18 protein-coding genes are annotated in these 17,523 nt (G+C 63.3%); 13 read left to right on the forward strand and 5 right to left on the reverse strand.

Going from position 1 to position 17,523, the window contains the following annotated elements:
• Nucleotides 1–61: 61 nt before the first annotated feature.
• Entirely contained in the window at nt 62–1,339 is a 1,278-nt protein-coding gene (locus tag P6U24_RS22350) for an amidohydrolase/deacetylase family metallohydrolase (RefSeq protein ID WP_407154659.1), read from the reverse strand.
• Between the two features lie 200 nt (nt 1,340–1,539).
• On the opposite strand from P6U24_RS22350, the gene P6U24_RS22355 reads away from it, so the two are divergent.
• Nucleotides 1,540–1,983 (forward strand): MarR family winged helix-turn-helix transcriptional regulator, encoded by a 444-nt coding sequence (locus P6U24_RS22355; protein ID WP_407154660.1) that lies wholly within the window; start codon nt 1,540–1,542, stop codon nt 1,981–1,983.
• A gap of 139 nt (nt 1,984–2,122) precedes the next feature.
• Here the strand turns inward: P6U24_RS22355 and P6U24_RS22360 are convergent, their stop codons facing one another.
• Nucleotides 2,123–3,043 carry a LysR family transcriptional regulator gene (locus P6U24_RS22360; RefSeq protein ID WP_407154661.1) on the reverse strand — a complete coding sequence of 307 codons (921 nt, stop codon included), beginning with the start codon at nt 3,041–3,043 and terminating at the stop codon, nt 2,123–2,125.
• Between the two features lie 98 nt (nt 3,044–3,141).
• Here P6U24_RS22360 and P6U24_RS22365 point away from each other — a divergent pair, with 98 nt between their 5' ends.
• From P6U24_RS22365 to P6U24_RS22410, 10 genes are all read left to right on the forward strand, one after another.
• Nucleotides 3,142–3,999, forward strand: a complete 858-nt coding sequence (locus tag P6U24_RS22365; RefSeq protein WP_407154662.1) for an ABC transporter ATP-binding protein — start codon at nt 3,142–3,144, stop codon at nt 3,997–3,999.
• A complete protein-coding gene (locus tag P6U24_RS22370) occupies nt 3,917–4,639 on the forward strand; it encodes an ABC transporter ATP-binding protein (protein WP_407154663.1) in 723 nt (240 codons plus the stop codon). Before P6U24_RS22365 ends, P6U24_RS22370 begins: the two co-directional genes overlap by 83 nt.
• A 2-nt stretch (nt 4,640–4,641) precedes the next feature.
• Nucleotides 4,642–5,556, forward strand: coding sequence for a branched-chain amino acid ABC transporter permease (locus P6U24_RS22375; RefSeq protein WP_407154664.1), 915 nt, complete (start codon nt 4,642–4,644; stop codon nt 5,554–5,556).
• Between the two features lie 60 nt (nt 5,557–5,616).
• The gene (locus P6U24_RS22380) at nt 5,617–6,633 is read left to right on the forward strand and encodes a branched-chain amino acid ABC transporter permease (protein WP_407154665.1); all 1,017 of its coding nucleotides are present in this window, start codon (nt 5,617–5,619) and stop codon (nt 6,631–6,633) included.
• A 34-nt stretch (nt 6,634–6,667) separates the two neighbouring features.
• Complete coding sequence (locus P6U24_RS22385) at nt 6,668–7,855, forward strand: ABC transporter substrate-binding protein (RefSeq protein WP_407154666.1); 1,188 nt, start codon at nt 6,668–6,670, stop codon at nt 7,853–7,855.
• A gap of 90 nt (nt 7,856–7,945) precedes the next feature.
• A complete protein-coding gene (gene pxpA, locus P6U24_RS22390) occupies nt 7,946–8,674 on the forward strand; it encodes a 5-oxoprolinase subunit PxpA (protein WP_407154667.1) in 729 nt (242 codons plus the stop codon).
• 33 nt (nt 8,675–8,707) lie between these two features.
• The gene (locus P6U24_RS22395; RefSeq protein WP_407154668.1) at nt 8,708–8,950 is read left to right on the forward strand and encodes an acetyl-CoA carboxylase; all 243 of its coding nucleotides are present in this window, start codon (nt 8,708–8,710) and stop codon (nt 8,948–8,950) included.
• A 16-nt stretch (nt 8,951–8,966) separates the two neighbouring features.
• The gene (locus tag P6U24_RS22400; RefSeq protein ID WP_407154669.1) at nt 8,967–10,376 is read left to right on the forward strand and encodes an acetyl-CoA carboxylase biotin carboxylase subunit; all 1,410 of its coding nucleotides are present in this window, start codon (nt 8,967–8,969) and stop codon (nt 10,374–10,376) included.
• A gap of 5 nt (nt 10,377–10,381) precedes the next feature.
• Nucleotides 10,382–11,257, forward strand: coding sequence for a 5-oxoprolinase subunit B family protein (locus P6U24_RS22405; protein ID WP_407154670.1), 876 nt, complete (start codon nt 10,382–10,384; stop codon nt 11,255–11,257).
• Nucleotides 11,247–12,227 (forward strand): biotin-dependent carboxyltransferase family protein, encoded by a 981-nt coding sequence (locus tag P6U24_RS22410; protein ID WP_407154671.1) that lies wholly within the window; start codon nt 11,247–11,249, stop codon nt 12,225–12,227. Before P6U24_RS22405 ends, P6U24_RS22410 begins: the two co-directional genes overlap by 11 nt.
• Nucleotides 12,228–12,338: 111 nt before the next feature.
• Here P6U24_RS22410 and P6U24_RS22415 read toward each other — a convergent pair whose 3' ends face one another.
• The 3 genes from P6U24_RS22415 to P6U24_RS22425 are packed head-to-tail and all read right to left on the reverse strand — an operon-like array spanning nt 12,339 to nt 14,939.
• Entirely contained in the window at nt 12,339–13,148 is an 810-nt protein-coding gene (locus P6U24_RS22415) for an N-acyl homoserine lactonase family protein (RefSeq protein ID WP_407154672.1), read from the reverse strand.
• Between the two features lie 13 nt (nt 13,149–13,161).
• A complete protein-coding gene (locus P6U24_RS22420; protein ID WP_407154673.1) occupies nt 13,162–13,548 on the reverse strand; it encodes a carboxymuconolactone decarboxylase family protein in 387 nt (128 codons plus the stop codon).
• A 23-nt stretch (nt 13,549–13,571) separates the two neighbouring features.
• On the reverse strand, nt 13,572–14,939 hold the full coding sequence (locus P6U24_RS22425) for an MmgE/PrpD family protein (RefSeq protein WP_407154674.1): 1,368 nt from the start codon (nt 14,937–14,939) through the stop codon (nt 13,572–13,574).
• A gap of 242 nt (nt 14,940–15,181) precedes the next feature.
• Between P6U24_RS22425 and P6U24_RS22430 the strand changes: the two genes are divergently transcribed.
• Nucleotides 15,182–16,075 (forward strand): NAD(P)-dependent oxidoreductase, encoded by an 894-nt coding sequence (locus tag P6U24_RS22430; protein WP_407154675.1) that lies wholly within the window; start codon nt 15,182–15,184, stop codon nt 16,073–16,075.
• 31 nt (nt 16,076–16,106) lie between these two features.
• Nucleotides 16,107–17,501, forward strand: a complete 1,395-nt coding sequence (locus tag P6U24_RS22435; protein ID WP_407154676.1) for an MmgE/PrpD family protein — start codon at nt 16,107–16,109, stop codon at nt 17,499–17,501.
• Nucleotides 17,502–17,523: the final 22 nt, after the last annotated feature.

The raw sequence follows: 17,523 nt of genomic DNA on the forward strand, positions 1-17,523 counted from the left end.
CCGTCGCGGTTGGCGTTGCGTGGCTCCTCGTGATGCAAAGAACGTCCCCCGCACGACAGATTCAGGCGGCAACCGCCTCGGGCAGGATCGAGGCATCCGCGTCGTAGCGCACGCCTGCGCGCAGACAGAACGCCGGTTGCAGCAGGCTATCAGCGATCACCTGCGTACCCTCATTGTCGCGCAGCACGAAGCGGCCGCTGCGCTGTGTCAGTACCGATACATCGGCGTCCATGCCCACCTTCAACGCGCCGATCTCGTCGGCACGTCCGAGCAGCTTGGCGGGATTGGCTGTCACCATCGGCACCACCTGCTCCAGTGACAGACCAAGCGCCATCATCGAGCTCATCGCCTGCACCAGGCTGAACTTCGCCTGGCCCGCGAACGGATGGTTCTCGTCATCCTCATGCTGATCGGGCGTGCCCGCAGGCGCCGGGACATGCGTGTTGTAGCCATGGATGTCGGCACCGAGCGTGGTCGGCACGATGCCGGCGGCGATCGCCTTCTTCGCCAGCCGATAGGAGAAATGGCTGCCGTGACCAACATCGACCGTCAGGCCGCGGTCGAGCGCCGCCCGGATCACCGGATGCACTTCGCCCTCGCGATTGATGAAGCCGCCGGGATGCCGGGTGAATGGATGCGCGAGCACGTCGCCTTGCTTCAGGAGCGGGATGACACGGGTCAGGATCGTGTCCGCGTCCTCGCCATTGGCGCCGCTCTCCGGCAAGCCCCAGAGCTGGCCGAAATGCACATAGACCGGAAGCTCGGACCGGTGCCCGATCTCGGCCGCCATCTCGATGACCTTGATGCCCCAGCGCGCGAAGCCGCCGATCTCGGCGTGCGCCTTGATGCCGCGCACGATATCGAGATTGGCACTGGCCGATTTGGACGTGGCTTCGATATCGACCCCGTCAGGGCTGTAGAGCTGCGGGTAGTAATGGCCTTCGAGACCGCCCACCAGATAAGCGGACAGGAAGGCATATACCCGCGACTTCGCCGGCTCGGCAATGAAATGACGGAAGCCGGGCAAGGTCATGCAGGACGGCCCACCCTGATCGACCAGGGTGGTGACGCCGGAATGGACGCCGACCATGTCCGCGTTCATGCCGAAGCGGCCGGTGACATATTGATAGATATGCGCGTGGGTGTCGATCAGGCCGGGCAGCACCAGCTTGTCCGTCACGTCGATTACCTCTTTGGCGCTGGTCGGAAGGATATCCGGCTGCACCGCCGCGACCTTGCCGTTCCGAATCGCGACATCCTTGAGCCCGTCGATGCCGCAAGCCGGATCGATCACGCGCCCGCCGCGCAGCAGCAAATCAAAGCTCGGACTGACGGACATTGGCGCTCTCCTCTTTTGGGACGGCGACGCAGAATTACGAAGCATGCTTCGTAATTTCTACTAAGCAAGCGTCATGCCATCGTCCGCGTGTGGTCAGCGATATCGAATCGAGCTAGTTGCAGGACGATAGCGCGAGTTGGAGACGTGCAATGCGGCAAATGCAGCAAAGGAAGAATCGCGACAACGGGCGCCCCTGGCGCTTGTCGGAACGTCCGGGCTTTTTGATCCGGCGGCTGCACCAGATCCACGTCGCGCTGTTCCAGGAGGCCTGCGGCCGGTTCGAGATCACGCCGCTGCAATATAGCTTGCTCTCGGCCCTTGCGGAGCGGAAAACCGCCGATCAGACCACCTTGGCGGCCGATGTCGCGCTCGATCGCACCACCACGACGGGCGCGCTGAAGCGACTGGAAGCCCGCAACCTGGTCGAGCGGCCGATCGATTCAACGGATCGCCGCGCGCGGCTGTGCCGCCTGACCAGGGCCGGCGTAGCGCTGCTCGCCAAAATCGAAGGTGCCGCGCATGCGGCCCATGACGCCACTTTGGCGCAACTGTCGGACAAGGAGCGCGCACAATTCATCGCGATGATGCAGCGCATCGTGGCGAGCAACGACAGCCGAAGCAACGCGGCGCCGCTGCTCGACTGAACCGGCTGGCTGCTCTGCCCCTGTTTTGGTCCACTCTGCTCAATTCGTGATCAGGGTTGTTGTCCTTGATCGGTGTTGCCTGGCGACACCGGATGCGGAGCGGCTGCTGCACGGCCGCGCGTTCGAGCTTGGATCGCTCTCATTCAAACTGCACCGGCGAGGACGCTGGATAGGCCAGCGCGACGAACTCGCAAAAGGCGCGCGCCGCCGGCGACAGCTTCGCGCCGCTCTTCCACGCAAGGCCGACATCCATGGTGTGAATGTCGTCGTCGAGCGTCTTGACATCGATCCGATGTCCTTCCAGCGACCATGGTCGATAGACCATGTCGGACAGGATGGTGATGCCCATGCCGGTCGCCACCATGCTGCGCACCGCCTCCATCGACAGCGTGCGGAAGATGACGTTGGGCACGTGTGGCGTACACTGCCAGTAGCGCATGGCAGAGCGTTCCGCCTCGTCCACGGTCAACATCAAATACGGCTCGGCGGCGAGGTCGGCCAGGCGGACAGTGTCCTTGTGCAGAAGCGGATGATTGGCGCAGGCCCATAGCCGCCGCGGCGAGCGCAACAAAAGATGCGACCGAATCGAGCCACGATCGTGCAGGTTCGAGACCAGCATGACTGCTGCGTCAACGGTCCCATTGATCAGGCTGAGCTCGATCGCATCGCGTGCGTATTCATGAAGCCGGACCGTAATGCCCGGAAATGCCCGCCAGAACCGGGAGAGCAGCGCGGGCATGAAATATCCGGCAACAGTGTAACTGACGGCAATGTCGACCGTGCCGTCGACATGCTTACCCCAGCGATGCGGGCTGCGCATCGCATCAGCAACGCTGGCCTCGATCGCGTGGGCTCGCTGCAGGAATTGCTGCCCGTCGAAGGTCAGGGTCACGCCGTTCGAATGTCGGTCGAACAGCTTCTTTCCGAGCTCGGCTTCGAGCAGCTTGATCGACGCGGTGATCGCCGATTGCGTGACGTTGAGCGTCGCCGCGGCAGCCGACACCTTGCCGGTTTCGGCCGTTGCGATGAAGTGGCGGACCTGACGGAAGGTCAGAGCCATCAAAAAATCCGATATCAGCGAACAATTTTTCGAGTTTTACAATTGCTCGGTGCGACGCCGAAAATCAAGCCGTTCGCTCGCGGTTCTGAAAAGGCGTCATGATGGCTTCGGCTCGGTTGGACCTGATTGCCCAAGAGATCAGTGTCCAGTTCGAAGGATTGAAGGCGCTATCGGACGTCTCGCTGACGGTACCGCGCGGCCGCATCACCGGGCTGATCGGCCCGAATGGCGCGGGAAAGACGACGTTGATCAACGTCCTGACCGGCTTTCAGCAAGCCGATCATGGTACCGTCGCCCTCGAGGGCGAGACGATCAGCGGCATCGCTGCGCACAAGCTGCGCCGCAAAGGCGTGGCGCGCACCTTTCAGTCTGGCCGATTATTTCGCGAGCTGACCGTGGTCGACAATTTGGAGGTCACCGGGGTTGGCCTTGGCCAGAGACGTCGCAATGCGCTCGCTGAGGCCGAACGCGTGATGGATTGGCTCGGAATTTCCCATCTCGCCGGCACCATCGCCGGAGCCCTGCCCTATACCGACGAGCGCCGTGTGGCCATTGGCCGCGCCATCATGTGCAATCCGCGCTATCTGCTGCTGGACGAGCCGGCCGCGGGGATGTCGGAGCACGAAAGCCGCGATCTCGCGTCGATCATCAGGCGTATTGCCTCAGAACTTGGCGTCGGCGTGCTGCTCATCGAGCACAATATCGGTCTCGTGCTCGAACTCTGCGAATGCATCTTTGTTCTCGACTCCGGCGAGATCATCGAAGCCGGGCCTCCGGCCCAGATCCGCGCCAGCGACGCCGTCCGCCACGCCTATATGGGCACGCAGCACGACGAGGTCGTCCCGGCGCTCGCTGTCGATGGGCGCTCGCCTGATGACGCTGCTCGCGGTCGACAGTCTCACTGTTCGCTATGGACGCCTGACTGCGCTCCGCGGCGTCAGTCTGGCGATCGATGAGAGCGAGATCCTGTTCGTGACCGGCCCCAACGGCGCCGGCAAGTCGACATTGCTGAACGCGATCGCCGGAGTCGTGCCGCCGGTCTCGGGCAGCATCACGCTTGACGGGGCGGACATTACGGCTGCTGCGCCCGAGCAGATCGCGCGACTGGGCTTCTCGATGGTACCGGAGGGGCGCAATGTTTTCGGCGCTCTCACCGTCGAGGAGAATCTGAAGGTCGGCGCCGGCATGCGGCCCGACAGGCACCAGATCGCAGCCGACCTGGACACCGTCTACCGCGAATTTCCCGTTCTCGCCGATCGGCGCCACGCGATCGCCGGCATGCTGTCCGGCGGCCAGCAGCAGATGCTCGTGATCGGCCGTGCACTGATGACATCGCCGCGCCTAATCGCCATCGACGAGCCGTCGCTCGGCCTTGCACCCAAGATCATTGACCAGGTCTACGAGATCCTGGTTCGGCTGCGCGAACAGCGCAAGCTGACGCTGCTGATCGTGGAGCAGAGCTCGACCCGCGCGATGATGACCGGCGGGCGGATGATCCTGATGCGCGGCGGTCGCGTCGTGCTGGAGGGACCAGCCGGCGAGATGGCCAAGGACGAGCGCCTGAAGCAGGCCTATTTCGGCTTCGGAGACCACTAGGCATGACGGAGCTATTGCAGATCGTCTTCGACGCACTGAGCCTCGGCAGTCTTTATGCGCTCGGGGCGCTCGGGATCGCTCTCATCTTTGGCGTGATGCGGCTGGTCAACTTTGCCCATGGCGATTTCATCGCGTTCTGCGTATTCGCGATGCTCTGGCCATCGACCAACGCCGCCGCAATCCTGTTTGCCGGCAATCTGCCGTCCTTTGTGCTGGTGCCGCTGCTGCTTCTCGTCGGCGCTGGCCTGTCGATGCTATCAGAGGTGATCATATTCCGCCGCTTTCGCAATGCGAACCCGGCCACCATGATGATCGCCTCCTTCGCGCTCGGCTTTGCGATTCGCAATTTCCTGTTGATGCTGTATTCGAGTCGGCCGAAATCCATCACGCTATGGCCGACCTTGAGTTTGCCGGTCGAACTGCTTGGCGCCCGCATCCCGATGCTGCAGGTGGTGACGGTCATCATCACGCTCGCTGTGCTCGCCGCCTTGACGCTGTTTCTGAGGCGCACGCGCTATGGCCTGGAGATGCGCGCGGCAGCCGAGAACTTCACCATGGCCCGCATGCTCGGCGTGCGTGCCAACGCCGTCATCCTGTTTGCCTTCGCCATCAGCGGCATGCTGGCGGCCGCAATCGGTCTGATCCTGGCGACCAATTCGGGCACGGCTGACATCAACATGGGCGCCAATGTCATGTTGATCGCGTTCATCGCCACCGTCATCGGCGGTCTCGGCAGCGTGCCCGGAGCGGTCGCCGCTGGCTTTCTGATCGGCGCGGCCAGCGTGGTCTTTCAGACCACGCTGCCGAATGACGCCCGCGTCTTCCGCGATGCCTTCGTCTATGGTGCCGTCATCGTGGTGCTGCTGGTCCGCCCACAGGGCCTGTTTGCGCCCAGATCCGCCAAGCAGAGGGTGTAGTCAATGGCGCGGCGGGCTTCAATTCTATGGCGGACTATCGCAACGCCGGTCGCCCTCACGATGTTGCTGCTCATCATTGCGGCGCTGTCTTATCAGTTCGGTAGCCGGGCCTTCAACCGCACCATCGTCGAGATGTTCATCAACATCATGGTGGTCGTCGGCCTTTACGTGTTTATCGGCAATTCCGGCCTGCTGTCGTTCGGCCATATCAGCTTCATGTGCCTTGGCGCCTACATGACGGCGTGGCTGACCATCCCGCCTGTGATGAAGTCGATCACGCTCAAGGGTCTGCCGGCGTGGCTGCTGCAGAGCAAGCTCTCGATGTGGGTGGCGACCCCGATCTCCGGCCTGTTCGTGGCCCTGTTCGCGCTCGTCGTCGGGCGGATCATCATGCGGCTGTCAGGCATCGCCGCCTCGATCGCGACCTTTGGCCTGCTCGGCGTCGTCAACAACGTCTATTCGAACTGGGACTCGGTCACCGGCGGGCAAGGCTCGATCGTCGGCATCCCACCGACGATGAACGTCTGGAACGGCTGGCTCGGCGCAGCCATCGCCATCGCGATCGCCTATCTCTACGCGATCTCCCGCTCGGGTCTCGCGCTGCGCGCGACGCGCGACGAAGCCGTCGCAGCTAGCGCCTCCGGCATCGACATCGTCCGGGAGCGCCTGATTGCCTTTGTCGTCAGCGCCTTCATCATCGGCCTTGCGGGCGCGCTTTACGCGCACTTCCTCAGCATCGTCAATCCCGGCGCGTTCTATCTGCGCACCACCTTCGTCACGCTGTCGATGCTGGTCGTCGGCGGCATGTCCAGCCTCAGCGGCGCGGTCGCCGGCGTCGTCGCGATGTCTGCGCTGATCGAGCTGTTCCGCAATTTAGAGAAAGGCGTCGCACTGGGCGGCCTCACGATCGCATTGCCCAACGGCGTCCAGGAGATCGCGATCGGCGTCATCACCATCGTCATCCTGATGTACCTGCCGACCGGGCTGACGCGCAACCGTGAACTGTCATGGCCGGGATGGCGACGCGGGCGCGCCGTTCCGCGCCCGGTCCAGCCCGCCCTTGAGGAATCCAACTGAGACTTGAGGCTGACACAACGGAGGAGAGTTGCTGATGCGTATGACGAGATTGGCGGGGGGGCTCGCCATGCTGGTGACATTGTGGTGCGCGCCGTCCCAGGCAGCCGACGAGATCGTGGTCGGATTTGCGACCGCGGCATCCGGCTTCATGCAGGCCTATGACAAACCGGCCCAGGACGCCGCGATGATCCGGATCGACGAGATCAACAAGGCCGGCGGACTGCTCGGCAAGAAGATCAAGGCGGTCTTCGCGGACACCAAGACCGACCAGGCGGAAGGCGCCAAAGCCGGCCTTGCCGTGCTCGACCAGGGCGCGGACCTCGTCATCGTCTCCTGCGACTATGATTTCGGCGCGCCTGCGGCGCTGCAGGCACAGGCGGCCAACAAGATCTCTTTCTTCCTGTGCGCGGAATCGATCAAGGCCGGAATCCCTGGTGTCGGTCCCTACTCCTTCTCGGCTTCCGTACTGGCCGCGGTGCAGGGCGCGACCATGGCCGAATGGGCCTACAAGAAGAAGAACGCTCGCGCCTTCTATCGGCTGCTCGACAGCTGGACCGTCTACAACAAGGGCATCTGCGACGGCTTCGATTGGCAGCTGCCGCATCTCAAGGACGCGACCCTTGTCGGCAGCGACACCTTCAAGAATGACGATGCGTCGATCGCATCGCAGATCACCCGCATCAAGAGCCTGCCCAAGGAGCCGGATGCGATCATGCTCTGCACCATGATGCCGGGCGCGGTCTCGGCCGTGAAGCAGATCAGGGCCGCCGGCATAAAGTCGATGATCCTCAACGGCTCCGGCGTGGACGGCAGCTACTGGCTGAATGCGGTCCCGGATCTCTCGAACTTCTACGTGCCGGTGCAGGGCTCGATCTATGGCGACGATCCCAATCCGAAGGTTGCGGATTTCAACAAGAAATACAAGGAGGCCACCGGCGGCGATCCATCGAGTCAATATGTTTATCCGGGCTATGTCCTGATCGATGTCTGGGCCAAGGCGGTCGAGCGCGCCAAGACGACGGACACCGAAGCTGTGGTCGCCGAGCTCGAAAAAATGAACAACGAGCCGACGCTGTTCGGACCGCGCACGTTCAGCAAGGAGCTGCACCATCAGAACCAGGGCCGCTATCTGGTCGTCGATACCGAGCAGGGCAAGCCGAAGGTCATCGACGAGTGGACGATCTCCGAGAAGATCCCGGTCGACTATCTGGTATCGAAGTAGATCAACACCGGGCCGCCGCAGCTCCTCCGGACCCTGCGGCGGTCGCCACCGTGATGAGCAAGAAGCCGGAACACCGGGAGAACGACGGGAATGGTCACTATCAACTGCGACATGGGCGAAGCTTTCAGCATCTACAAGCTCGGCGATGACGACAGCCTGATGCCCTTGATCGACGTCGCCAACGTCGCCTGTGGGTTTCACGGCTCCGATTTCAATCACATGCGCAAGACCGTCCAATTGGCGAAGAAATACGGCGTCAAGATAGGCGCGCACCCGTCCCTGCCCGATCTGCAGGGCTTTGGCCGCCGCGAGATGAAGATCGGCCGCGAGGAGATGACCAACTGCATTCTCTACCAGGTCGGCGCGCTCAAAGCGTTCCTGGATGCGGAAGGCATGGTCCTCAATCACATCAAGCCGCACGGCTCGCTTTATGGCATGGCCTCGCGGATGGAGGACATCGCGGAAGCTGTTGCCGATGCAGCCGATGTCTACAAGGTGCCGTTGTTCGGGATGAAGGGAACGCTGCACGAGACGATCTATCAACGCCGCGGCCACGCCTTCGTCGCCGAATACTATGCCGATCTCGACTACAACCAGGACGGTTCGCTGATCGTGACCCGCGAGCATGATGCCAAGGACCCGGCCGACGCCGCATCGCGTTGCCTGCGCGCCATCACCGATGGCAAGACACGGACGATCGCCGGCAACGACGTGGCGGTGGGATCCGACTCCATCTGCGTGCATTCCGACACGCCGAATGCGGTCGCGATCACGCAAGCCGTGCGAGAAGCTGTCGGCGCTTACCTGCCGGCTCGCTAACAACAGAGCAAGACATTCAACGACGAGGACGTGATGGCCATCCAGCAGATCTTTTCGCCCCTGCCCGGGATTTTCTATCGCAAGCCGGCGCCCGACAAGCCGGCTTACAAGAATGATGGTGACATCATCGTGGAAACCGACACGATCGGCCTGATCGAGGTTATGAAGTCGTTCAACGAGGTCAAGGCCGGCGCGGCTGGCAAGCTCTTGCGATTCCTGGCCGAGAACGAGGACGCCGTCATGGCCGGCCAGCCGATCGCGGAAATCGAGGTGTGAGGCGCCAGGTCGATCTATGACGATCCATAAGCTTCTCATAGCCAATCGCGGCGAGATCGCGGTGCGCATCATCCGCGCTGCCCACGAGCTCGGCATTGCCACCGTGCAGGTCTATAGCAAGGCCGATAGCGAGTCGCTTGCGGTGCGGCTCGCTGACGAGCGCATCGAGATCGGGCCGGCGCAGGCTTCGAAATCCTATCTCAACCGGCATGCGATCCTCGAAGCGGCCAAGGCGACGGGCGCCGACGCGATCCACCCCGGCTACGGCTTTCTCGCCGAGAATGCCGAGTTCGCATCGGCCGTCGAGGAGGCCGGACTCGTGTTCGTCGGGCCCACGGCGCGCTCGATCCGCTTGATGGGCGACAAGGTCGCGGCGCGCGAAGCGGCAGCGGCGGCCAACGTGCCCACCGTCCCGGGCAGCCGTGGCCGGCTGACATCGGCGGAGGCGACGTTTGCACTGGTCGAGACAATCGGCTTTCCGGTCATGATCAAGGCTGCGGCCGGTGGTGGCGGCCGCGGCATCCGCGTCGCGCGCTCGGCCGAGGAATTCCATCATCTGATGCCGCAGGCTCAGGCCGAAGCGCTCGCGGCCTTCGGCGACGGCGGACTCTATATCGAGAAACTCGTCGAGGGCGCGCGGCACATCGAGGTGCAGGTGCTGGGCGATGGACATGATGTCATCCACTGCTTCGAGCGCGAATGCTCGCTGCAGCGCCGCCGCCAGAAGGTCTGGGAGGAAGCGCCCTCGCCGTCCCTGACTCCTTCCGTTCGCGACAGACTGTGCGCCTCCGCCGTCGCGCTCGCCAGGTCCGTGCATTACCGCGGCGCCGGCACGCTCGAATATCTCTATGACGATCGCAGCGGTGAATTCTACTTCCTGGAGATGAACACCCGCATCCAGGTGGAGCACCCCGTGACCGAGATGGTCACCGGCATCGACCTTGTGCGCGAAATGATCCGCATCGCCGGCGGAGAGCGCCTGCGCATCCGCCAGGATCAAATGCAGTTGCGCGGCCATTCGATCGAGGTCCGCATCAATGCCGAAGACCCGGCGAAGAACTTCATGCCGAACCCCGGGACCATCACAGCGCTCGCCGTCCCCGGCGGCAATGGCGTGCGTTTCGACAGCATGCTCTATCCCGGCTACACGGTGCCGCCATTCTACGACAGTCTGCTCGGCAAGATGATCGTCCATGATGAGGACCGGGCCAGCGCGATCCGGCGACTCGCACAGGCGCTGTCGGAGCTCACAATCGGCGGTCTGGTGACCACCAAGCCGCTGCATCAGGCCCTTGCGCGCGACGCCGACGTGCAGGCTGCGCGGTTTCATACCGGCTGGCTCGAGCCCTGGCTGGAGGTCAATGCCGCACGCCTCGCGACCGCAACATCTGCAAAATCCGCCCCGTCCGCAACAGGAGGCCAGTGATCCCCATGCAAACCAGATTTTCCTTCGGCGGCGACGAGCACATCTTCGCCGAGGTCGACGAAGCGATGTCGCTGGAGGCATTCTTCAAGAGCCTCTTCATCACCAATGCGGTGCGTGAAGCCAAGATCAAAGGCGTCACCGAGATCTGTCCGGCCAACGCCTCTTATCAGGTGAAATTCGATCCCGACGTGATCAAGCCTGATGATCTGCTCACCGAACTGAAGGAGATGGATGTAGCCGCTGACAAGTCCGAGCCCGTGATCGCGACCCGGATCATCGAGATCCCCGTGCTCTATAACGACCCCTGGACGTATGAGACCCTGATGCGCTTCCGCGAGCGGCATCAGGACCCGACGAGCACGGATCTCGAATATTCGGCGCGCATCAACAATCTCGACGGCGTCGATGGCTTCATCAAAGCGCATTCGAGCGCCCCGTGGTTCGTCTCGATGGTCGGCTTCGTCGCGGGCCTGCCATTCCTCTACCAGATGGTCGAGCGCCAGCGGCAGATCCAGGCGCCGAAATATCTTCGCCCGCGCACCGACACGCCGAAGCTCACGATCGGCCATGGCGGCTGCTTCAGCTGCATCTATTCGGTGCGCGGCGCCGGTGGCTATCAGATGTACGGCGTCACGCCGATGCCGATCTACGACCCCAGCCAGACCATCAGCTATCTCCGGGATTTCATGTGCCTGTTCAAGCCGGGCGACATCGTCAAATGGAAGCCGATCGATCGCGCCGCCTATGATGCAGCCGTCGCCGATGTCGACGCCGGCCGCTTTGCTCCGATCATCCGCGATGTCTCGTTCTCGCTCGCTGAATTCAATCGCGACATCGACGGTTACAATCGCAAGCTGGAGGGGGTTCTCCATGGCCATTAAGGTACTGAAGCCGGGGCTGGCGACGACTGTCCAGGATCTCGGACGTCCGGGCTACTACCACATCGGCATTCCCCTTTCCGGCGGCATGGACCGGCACGCGCTCGCAGCCGCCAACCTGTTGGTCGGCAACCCGGAAGGCGCCGCGGTGCTCGAAGCCGTGTTCATGGGACCGGAGCTGGAATTCGCCGAGGACGCGCTGGTTGCGGTGACCGGCGCCGAGCTTCCGCCGAAGCTCGACGGCCAGCCGCAGCAAACCTGGTCGTCCTTCAAGGTGAAGGCAGGGCAGAAGCTGGCGTTCGATTTCCTCAAGAAGGGCGCGCGGGCCTATATCGCGGTAGCCGGCGGCATCGATGTGCCGGTGGTGCTCGGCTCGCGCTCGACCTATGCGCTCGGTGCGCTCGGCGGCTTCAAGGGCCGCAAGCTCGAGGCCAGCGACGAGCTGCCGGTCGGCACGCCGACAACAACAGTCGATGAAGGCCGTACGGTCGCAGACGATCTGCGCGGCTTGCCTGCGGGCACGCCGACCGAGTTGCGCGTGATGCCTGGCCTGTATTGGCATCGCATCACCGAGGCGGCGGGTATCGGCTTCTTCACCGACACCTGGAAAGTCGCGCCGGAAGCCGACCGGATCGGCTACCGCTTCAGAGGCGGCAAGCCGCTCGACTTCGTGCCACGCCAGCCGCCATTCGGCGCGGGCTCCGATCCCTCCAACATCACCGATGCCTGCTATCCCTATGGCTCGATCCAGGTGCCCGGTGGTACCGAGCCGATCGTGCTGCATCGTGACGCTGTCTCGGGCGGCGGCTACTTCATGGTCGGCACAGTCATCTCCGCGGACATGGACCTGATCGGCCAGCTGCAGCCAAATACGCCAGTGAAGTTCGTCAAGGTCGACATGGAGACGGCGCTGTCAGCACGCAGAGAAAAGGCTGAGCTGTCGGCAAAGCTCCGGTCGGCGCTCATGACCTAACCTGATCGCAACGAAAGCAGCGGCCAAAGATTCGTCGCCCGCAGCCGCGCGAGACGCGCCAGCCACCTGGCAATGAAGGCGCGCCGCCTTCGCCGCGCGCTGCCAGTCGGATCAACTCGCGTTTGCATTGGACGGCGGCACATCAAGACGAACGGCAATGCCCTCCAGCCCGGGATTTGGCGCCGGATAGAGCTTCATGACCAGCGGATCATGGCCGGGAATGATGTGATCCTCGTCCGGTGCGGCGGCCCTTAGTCTGTCGAAGCCCACCAGCATATCACCGACATGGAATGCGGTGGTGAATGGGCGCTCGCTCGTCATGTTCTCATAGAAATGACTGACATCGGAGGCGAGCACGACAAAGCCCCGCCTTGTCCTAACGCGGACGAACTGGAGACCGGCCGAATGTCCGCCCGCCGCATGGACGGTCAATCCTGGGGCAATCTCGGCGTCGCTATCGTAGAACAGCACTCGGCGCGCGTAGTTCAGCCGGACGATGCCGCAGACGTCCTCGACCTCGAACGAATGCGATAGCCGTGGATACTGCATGTAGCGTCCGGTCGCGTACGTAAGCTCGCGCTCCTGAAGGTGGAATCGCGCATTCGGGAACCGGTCGAAATTGCCAGCGTGATCGTAATGCAAGTGCGTGAGGATCACATCCTCAATGGCGGCTGCGTCGATGTCGAACGCGGCAAGCGTCTCCACCGGGCAGCGCAGGAATGTCCGCCTGCGGTTCTTCGCGATCTCGGCGTTGAAGCCGGTGTCGATGACGAAGGTGCGGCCGCCTCCCCTGGCAAGCCACACGAAGTAATCCATCGGCATTGGCCCGTCATGCGGATCGCCGCCGATGAAGTGCTCGCTTCGCTGCGCATCGCGCGTTGCATAGCGGATCGCAAACAGCTCATAGTCCGGGTCTGCCATGATTCCCCCGTCGTCAGGAGTCCTTGTCGACTTCGTTGAAGGCTTCGCGTGCATTGCGAAACGCATCGATCCCGGCGGGAACGCCGCAGTAAACCGCGACCTGGAGCAGTATCTCCTTGATCTCCTCCTTGGTAAGCCCGTTCTTCAAGGCGCCCTTGACGTGCAGCTTCAATTCGTGGGGCCGGTTCAGCGCACCGAGCATCGCGAGGTTGACGATCGAGCGCGTGCGCCGATCGACTCCGGGACGCGTCCACAGCGCACCCCAGCAGAATTCGGTCGACCACTCCGCCATCGTGCGCGTGAACTCGTCGGCGCCAGCGATCGACTTGTTGACGTAATCCTCACCCAGCACTTCCTTGCGGACCTTGAGGCCCTTTTCGAACAGTTCGGTCTTGCTCATGATCGTCCTTTCAGGTCTTGAGATTATGTCTGGAGGAGGCGGCTGGAGGCCGTTGGACGCGCCTCCGGCGACGCTCGCAACGATTGCAGGAGATCGGCGACGTCATCGATTGCGTCGAGCCGCCAGACCGCCTCAATGACGCGATCCGCATCCCAGTTGCTTCGGCCGGTCTGCACGCCTTCGCGCAGCTTGGCCTCGATGTCGCGGTCTTCAAGCGGCGCGGCAAGGCTGCCGCGCGGCGAGATGACGGTCTCCGTGAGAACGTCTCCGGAGGACAGGCGCAAGGTAACTCGCGCGGCGCCATCACGCATCTCGCCGTCGAGCTCCGCCCGCACCTTCTGCCGCAACGCTACGATATCCGGTCGGCTCATAGCCTCTGCCGAAAGTTCAGCAACGCCGGCTGCGCCGACGAGCAATCCGCAGGCAGCGCAATGATGGATGCTGACGCGCGCATCACGCTCGTTGTTGACAGCTCGGTCGCCCCGGGCAAGCAGCAGCGCCGAGCCCTGCACGGACACCTGCTCGATCCGGTCGACGCGTCCGCCGATCCGCTCACGCAACAGGAGGCAGGCGTCGATGACCGCATGGAAGACAATGCCGGCCGGATAGGGCTTGTAGGTATTCTCAGCGATCTCCCAGCTCTCACCGAGGCCATCGTGCAGACGGGCAAGATCGAGTTCATCTCCCATTGTGCGAGCCCAGCCGAGCGGACCTTCGATGGCACGGGGCGCGGCGTCATAGCCCTGCTGCGCAAGCAAGGCCGCGAACAGCCCGCCCCGCGCCGCATTGCCGACACTGACATTCTTGGCCGCGCTCGGCAGGTTCTCGACGTTGCCGGCCGACTGGCTCGCCGCGATCCCGATCGCGTTTGCAATCGCTTGCGCCGAGAGTCCCAACAATTTGGCACTTGCTGCAGCCGCGCCAAAGATCCCGCAGGTCGAAGTGATGTGCCAGCCGCGCGCGTAATGCTGCGGCGAGACGGCCTTGCCGATGCGGCATTCGACCTCGACGCCCAGGACGAACGCTGTCAGCACATCGCGTCCCGATAACCGGTGCGTCTCTGCGACCGCGAGCACCGGAGCGGCGACCGGCGCGGCCGGGTGAATGATCGTTTCGGGATGCGTATCGTCGAAGTCGAGCAGATTGGCCGAGATGGCATTGAGGAACGACGCGGACAATGCGTCCAGCCGCTCCGGGCGGCCAACAATCGTCGCGGTCGCAGCTCCACTGAATGGTGACAAGGTCCGCAGCGCGGCTGCGACCACCGGATCGTGTGCGGAACCGAGCGCGGTCGCGAAGAAATTGAGGATCGATCGCTGCGCCTCATGGCTCTGCGCTTCCACGTCGGCCCAGCACGAGGCAGCGACGAAGTCGGCAAGCGTCCTGCTCACACCTGAAGTTCGATCTTTCGGCACTCGGGCGTCGTCCTCGTTTTCGCGAACCTTATGCCGACGGGTGGCAAGCTGTCGACCAGAATGTTATGCTTGACAGCTTGTCTGACAATCATAACAATCTTGACGCTTGACGACTGGAATCAACGATATCGATCGAAAGCAAGGATCGTCCGATTGAGACGGACGAACAGAGACAAGAAGACGCCCCCGTTCAGGGATGGCGCGACAGGGAGTGAACGATGGCGGGAGAGACGCTCGGCGTGATCGGCACGGGCCGCATGGGCGGTCCCATGGCGGGACGATTGATAGACGCGGGCTATTCGCTCGTCGTCCATGACACGTTAGCCGAGGCCACCGAGCCACTGATCAAGCGCGGCGCGCAAATGGCTAAATCGCCGGCGGATGTAGCCTCCCGCGCCGACATCGTGCTCGCCAGCCTGCCCACCCCCGATATCGTGAAGGCGGTCGCGCTCGGGACGGACGGCATTAGCAGCGGCAGCCGCGCCAAGATCGTGATCGATCTGTCGACCACCGGTCCCGGCGCAGCGAAGGTGGTTGCGGACGGCCTGAGAGCCAAGGGAATGACGCTGGTCGATGCACCCGTGAGCGGCGGCATCAAGGGCGCCATCAATGGCACCTTGGCGGTCATGGTGTCCTGCCCGCAGGCAACCTACGAGACCGTCCAGCCGATCCTGAAGAACTTCGGCAAGCTGTTCTACACCGGCGATAAGCCCGGCGTGGCGCAGACCGCCAAACTCGCCAACAATCTGATGGCGGCCGCCGCCCTGGTGATCACGTCAGAAGCGGTCGCGATGGGCGTCAAGGGCGGCGTCAACGCCAAGGTGCTGATCGACATCATCAATGCGAGCAGCGGCCGTAACAGCGCCTCCGAAGATAAATTTCCCCGCTCAGTGTTGCCCGGCACCTTCGACTTCGGCTTCGCGACCGGCCTGTCCTACAAGGATGTCCGGCTGTGCGTAGACGAGGCCGAGGCGATGGGCGTGCCGATGGTCTGTGGCGCAGTGGTGCGACAGATGCTCGCCATCACCAATGCCAAATACGGCCCAGCGTCGGATTTCACCTCGATCGCCAAGGTCGTCGAGGAATGGGCCGGGGTGCAGATGCGCGGCTGATCCCGCGAGCCGTGAAGGAGCCTCGATTGCGATGACGATCGGCCCGACCAGATCCGGCAGGGTCTCGCTCTCGCGCCTGTTAGCGCAGAGCGCGCTTGCCCTCGATCTTGGCGATTTCGGTCCCGATGTGGTCGCCAAAGCGAAGATCTGCCTGCTCGATTTTCTCTCCTGCGCCTTCGAGGCAGGCAATCATCCCTGGAGCCGGCAGGCGGTTGCGATCGCGCAGGCCTGCGGCAGCGCGACGATCATCGGCACTCCGCGACTGTCCTCATCGGCCGACGCCGCTTTTGCCAACGCCGTGATGGGGCACGGCCTCGTGCGGGAGGACATGCATGCAGCCAGTATCAGCCACCACGGCGTGGTGATCTGGCCGACCCTGCTGGCCTTGTCGGAGCAAACGCCGATACATGGGAGAAGGCTGCTCGCTGCCGCCATCATCGGTTACGAGACGGGCGCGCGGATCGGCCGCGCGCTGCTCACCTCCGATCTCGCGCGCCTCTACCGCCCGACCGGGCTGGTCGCCCCATTGGGCGCGGCACTGGCGGGAAGTTTCGCGCTCGGCCTGTCCGAGGACGCGGCAACCAGCGCGATCGCCATTGCAGCCAACACCTCCAGCGGTCTCAACGAGTGGGCGCATGCCGGTGGCTCGGACATGTATTTTCATCCGGGGTTCGCGGCTAGCAATGCGATCAGGGCGGTTGGTCTTGCCGCGGCCGGCGCCTTCGGCTCGGAGACGATCCTCGAGGGCGAAGCCGGCCTTTTCGCCGCCTATCGGCGCCAAGCCGCTCCCGAAAAGATCGTGCTCTTTCCGGATGGCGAGAGCGAGATCATGGCCGTTTACAACAAGCCAGTCCCGGCCTGCAATTTCGCCCAGACCGCAGCACAGGCTGCGCTTCGCGTCGCGCACGAGCTCGCTGACGCGCACGAGATCGATCGGATCATCATTCGCGCCCCCGAGGCAGCCATTCGTTATCCCGGCTGCGACTCCACAGGGCCCTATCGCAATGCCCTCCAGGCCAAGATGAGCATTCCGTTCAGTGTCGCGGCGACTCTGGCGAAAGGCGAGATCCAGGAGCAGAACTACGCACGGCTTGATGATGCCGACATCCTGCGCCTGGTCTCAGTTACCGATCTCACCGCAGACGACGCCTTCACAGCCGCGTTCCCAGGCAAGCAGGGCGCGGACGTGATGGTGCATCTAAGCGACGGCCGAACGATCCGGCACGCCCTGCCCGATGTCATCGCCGCGACGCCTGCAGACATTCGTACGCGCTTTCGAGCTGCTGCTGGCCGTACCATCGGAGAAGACCGCGCGGACAGGCTCGCGCAACTGATCGATGGCTGCGAACGGCTTGGCGATGCCAGCGTCATCGCAACGCAGTGCCGTTTGGACAAGCCGGAGCGAGCTTCGCGATCGGCGTCATAATAAGTTCAGAAGATATGGGGGA

Source organism: Bradyrhizobium sp. STM 3557 (genome assembly GCF_045571465.1).
GTDB lineage: Bacteria > Pseudomonadota > Alphaproteobacteria > Rhizobiales > Xanthobacteraceae > Bradyrhizobium.